The organism is Streptomyces sp. SID5785 (assembly GCF_009870065.1).
Classification (GTDB): Bacteria; Actinomycetota; Actinomycetes; order Streptomycetales; family Streptomycetaceae; genus Streptomyces.
Map to the genome: position 1 here is coordinate 1 of NZ_WWIA01000815.1, position 4,026 is coordinate 4,026.

At 71.5% G+C, this 4,026-nt stretch carries 4 protein-coding genes; 3 read left to right on the top strand and 1 reads right to left on the bottom strand.

Features of this window, described 5'->3' with window-relative positions:
• From GTW43_RS26600 to GTW43_RS26610, 3 genes are all read left to right on the top strand, one after another.
• Positions 1-690, top strand: a 690-nt coding sequence (locus tag GTW43_RS26600; protein WP_161304509.1) for a ComF family protein, incomplete at its 5' end; no start/stop codon positions are given.
• Between the two features lie 281 nt (positions 691-971).
• The gene (gene raiA, locus GTW43_RS26605) at positions 972-1,724 is read left to right on the top strand and encodes a ribosome-associated translation inhibitor RaiA (RefSeq protein WP_161304510.1); all 753 of its coding nucleotides are present in this window, start codon (positions 972-974) and stop codon (positions 1,722-1,724) included.
• A 226-nt stretch (positions 1,725-1,950) separates the two neighbouring features.
• Positions 1,951-2,703 carry a response regulator transcription factor gene (locus GTW43_RS26610; RefSeq protein WP_161304511.1) on the top strand — a complete coding sequence of 251 codons (753 nt, stop codon included), beginning with the start codon at positions 1,951-1,953 and terminating at the stop codon, positions 2,701-2,703.
• Positions 2,704-2,766: 63 nt separating this feature from the next.
• On the opposite strand, the gene GTW43_RS26615 is transcribed toward GTW43_RS26610, so the two are convergent.
• Complete coding sequence (locus GTW43_RS26615; RefSeq protein ID WP_161304512.1) at positions 2,767-3,957, bottom strand: crosslink repair DNA glycosylase YcaQ family protein; 1,191 nt, start codon at positions 3,955-3,957, stop codon at positions 2,767-2,769.
• Positions 3,958-4,026: the final 69 nt, after the last annotated feature.

Sequence of the window (4,026 nt, forward strand, 5' to 3'; positions counted from 1 at the left end):
TTGCTCGACCACAAGGAGCGCGGAGCGCTGGGCCTGGCGCGTCCGCTCGGTGCCGCGCTCGCGGCGGCGGTGCGGGCCGGGCTGGCACACGGGGCCGGAACGGAGCACGGCGGTGCGGAGCACGGCGGTGCGGAGCACGGCGGTGCGGACGGCGCCGTGAGGGAGCGGGGTGCGGGCGGCCGCGTGGACGAACAGGGTGCGGGCGGTCGCGTGCAGGAGCCGGGTGCGGTGGTGGCGCTCGTGCCGATGCCCTCCGCGCCGCAGGCCGTGCGGGCGCGCGGCCACGACCCGACGCTGCGGATCGCCCGGGCCGCCGCGGCCGGGCTGCGCGGGTCGGGGGTGCGGGCGCGGGTGCTCGCGGTGCTGCGTCAGCGGCGAACGCCTGCCGACCAGGCGGGGCTGGACGCGCGGGAGCGGCTGGCCAACGTCGCCGGGGCGCTGGAGGTGACGCGCGGTGGAGCCGCACCGCTGACCGAAGTCGGCCGGATCGTGCTGGTCGACGATCTCATGACGACCGGTGCGTCATTGGCCGAGGCGGCACGCGCCGTACGTGCCGCGATGCCGCCAGGAACGCGTTCCGTAACCATGCGTGGAGGTGCCGATTCCGGGCAGGGAATGCCAGGTGGGATCGCCTTCGGCGCGGCTGTGATCGCAGCTTCTCCGGATTCCTTCGAAATAAACCGGAACTGATCCCGATTCTGCGTCGTTGCAGGTAGTGAGAGGGTTCATTCACCTGAATGGAGGTACGAGCCGGTAGAGGGTGACGACATCCGCCCGGGCGAGATATGTTCAGTTGTGAGGAACTCGGCAGGAAAGACAGGCGCCGGACCTCGCATACTCGGAATGCCCGCCCCGATGGTTTGTACAAAGATTTTCGCCATCACCCGAAGTGGTGGGGTGGAGATCTTGTCCACGGGGGAGGAGGAGGTGGAAGTCACCGAGTCCGCGACTCCGGAAGTGGCCGGAGTCTGGTGCAAGAGGGAGATGCTCCGCCATGGGAGCGGAGCTATCCGGGAACGGAGTTCTGCGTGGACATCGTCGTCAAGGGCCGCAAGACCGAGGTACCGGAGCGGTTCCGCAAGCACGTGGCCGAGAAGCTGAAGCTGGAGAAGATCCAGAAGCTCGACGGCAAGGTGATCAGCCTCGACGTGGAGGTGTCCAAGGAGCCCAACCCCCGGCAGGCCGACCGGTGCGACCGCGTGGAGATCACGCTGCGCACGCGAGGCCCCGTGATCCGGGCGGAAGCCGCGGCGAACGACCCGTACGCGGCGCTCGACCTGGCCACGGAGAAGCTGGACGCCCGGCTCCGCAAGGAGCACAGCAAGCGGTCCACGCGGCGCGGGGCGAAGCGGATCTCGGCGGCCGAGGTCGCCGAGCGCGTCCCCGACGCCGCCACGCTCAACGGGGACGGCACGATCGCCAAGGACGACTCCGAGGCGGACGGCGTACCGACCACGATGATCGGCTCCCTCGAGGTCCAGGGCGAAGGCCCCCTCGTCGTACGGGAGAAGACCCACGTGGCGGCGCCCATGTCGCTCGACCAGGCGCTCTACGAGATGGAGCTGGTCGGGCACGACTTCTATCTGTTCGTCGACTCCGAGACCAAGGAACCCAGCGTCGTCTACCGGCGTCACGCCTACGACTACGGCGTCATCCACGTCAGTTCGGACCCGATGGTCGCCGAGGCCCGGGCCGCGGACGCGGGAGACGCCATCGGCGGCTGATCCCGTCCGGGCGGACCGGGCGGACCGACCGAACAACCACTCATCCGGTGCCCCTGGAGTGCGTGTGCGCCCCGGGGGCACCCTCGTGCGACCCCCTCGTGCACCGCACCGTCGCCGCGCGGACGCCGAGGCATGAAATCATGGCCGTGCCGGGTCAACCGGTGTGCTGGCGCCTCGGGTTGGCCCGGTACTGGAAGACGGGCCACGGCCTTCAGGGGGAGGAACGATGGCGGACAGCTTCGGACCGATGCGAGGCGACGACGCCGGCGCTGCCGACGACGGCGCCGGCACGGGACCGGATGCCGGCTCCCCGCGCAAGGAGCCCATCCGGGTCCTTGTGGTGGACGACCACGCGCTGTTCCGGCGCGGGCTCGAGATCGTCCTCAAGGCCGAGGAGGACATCCAGGTCGTCGGCGAGGCGGGCGACGGCGCGGAGGCGGTGGACAAGGCGGCCGACCTGCTGCCCGACATCGTCCTCATGGATGTGCGGATGCCCCGCAGAGGCGGCATCGAGGCATGCACCTCGATCAAGGAGGTGGCCCCGAGCGCGAAGATCATCATGTTGACGATCAGCGACGAGGAGGCCGACCTCTACGAGGCGATCAAGGCCGGTGCGACCGGATACCTCCTCAAGGAGATCTCGACCGACGAGGTGGCGACCGCGATCCGTGCCGTCGCCGACGGGCAGTCGCAGATCAGCCCGTCGATGGCGTCGAAGCTCCTCACCGAGTTCAAGTCGATGATCCAGCGCACCGACGAGCGCCGGCTCGTGCCGGCTCCCCGGCTGACCGACCGGGAGCTCGAAGTGCTCAAGCTCGTCGCGACCGGGATGAACAACCGGGACATCGCCAAGGAGCTCTTCATCTCCGAGAACACGGTGAAGAACCACGTGCGCAACATCCTGGAGAAGCTGCAACTGCACTCGCGCATGGAGGCCGTGGTCTACGCGATGCGGGAGAAGATCCTCGAGATTCGCTGAGGGGCGGGGGCGGCAGCTCGGTATTAGGGGGCCGGTGGCCCCGGCTCCGGCCCCGGACCGGCCCTAGTCGAGCGCCGCGACGAGGGCTCGCTTCTGCGCCGGGTCCGCCGTGTGCTCGACGCGGACGCTGTCGCAGCCGACCCAGCTCGCCGCCTCCCGCAGGGCCTGGGCCACCGCCGGGGCCGACTTCGGGCCGTCCATCGAGACCTGCCGGGCGACCAGCGTCGTCCCCTCGCGGGCCGGATCGACACGGCCCACGAGGCGGCCGCCCGCGAGCACCGGCATCGCGAAGTAGCCGTGCACGCGCTTCGGCCGCGGCACGTACGCCTCGAGGCGGTGCGTGAAGCCGAAGATCCGCTCCGTGCGGGCCCGCTCCCAGATCAGCGAGTCGAACGGAGACAGCAGCGTCGTCCGGTGGCGGCCGCGCGGGGTCGACTCCAGGGCCGCCGGGTCCGCCCAGGCCGGCTTGGAGCCCCAGCCCTCCACCGTCACCGGGACCAGTCCCGTGTCCGCGACGACCGCGTCGAACTGCTCGGCCTTCAGCCGGTGGTAGTCGGCGAGGTCCGCGCGGGTGCCGACACCCAGGGCCTCGCCGGCCTGGCGGACCAGACGGCGCACGCACTCGGCGTCGTCCAGGTCGTCGTGCAGCAGCTCGCCGGGGACGGCGCGCTCGGCCAGGTCGTACACCCTCTTCCAGCTGCGCCGCTCCACGCACACGACCTCGCCGTACATGAGCGCGCGCTCCACTGCGATCTTGGAGTCGGACCAGTCCCACCACTCGCCCTTGTTCTTCGCGCCGCCCAGCTCGGTCGCGGTCAGCGGGCCCTCCGCGCGCAGCTGCTTGAGCACCTGGTCGTACGCGCCGTCGGCCAGGGTGTGGCCCCAGTGCGGGCGGCTGCGGTACGCGCGGCGGCGGAACGCGAAGTGCGGCCACTCCTCGATGGGCAGGACGCAGGCGGCGTGCGACCAGTACTCGAACGCGTGCGGGCGCGGGCCGGCCTGCGTCTCGGCTGACCAGTAGGCATCCTCGACCGCTCTGCGGCCCACCGCGCCGAGGCGGGCGTACGGGATCAGCTCGTGGGAGCGGGCCAGGACGGAGATGGTGTCGAGCTGGACGGCGCCGAGATGGCGCAGGACGCCTCGCACGCCCGCACGCCGGTCCGGGGCGCCGAGGAAGCCCTGGGCTCGGAGGGCGATGCGGCGGGCCTCGTCGGCGGACAGGGCGACGGTGTGGCGCGGCGGGGTCGTCGTCATGCCCCGACGATAGGTGCCCCCACTGACATCCGGCCCGGGCCGCGGTCCCTGGGCCCGGGCCGCGGTCCC

Coding starts and splice junctions, on each gene's coding strand:
- GTW43_RS26610 (WP_161304511.1), top strand. CDS start 1,951: ATGGCGGACAGCTTCGGACCGATGCGAGGCGACGACGCCGGCGCTGCC.
- GTW43_RS26615 (WP_161304512.1), bottom strand. CDS start 3,957: ATGACGACGACCCCGCCGCGCCACACCGTCGCCCTGTCCGCCGACGAG.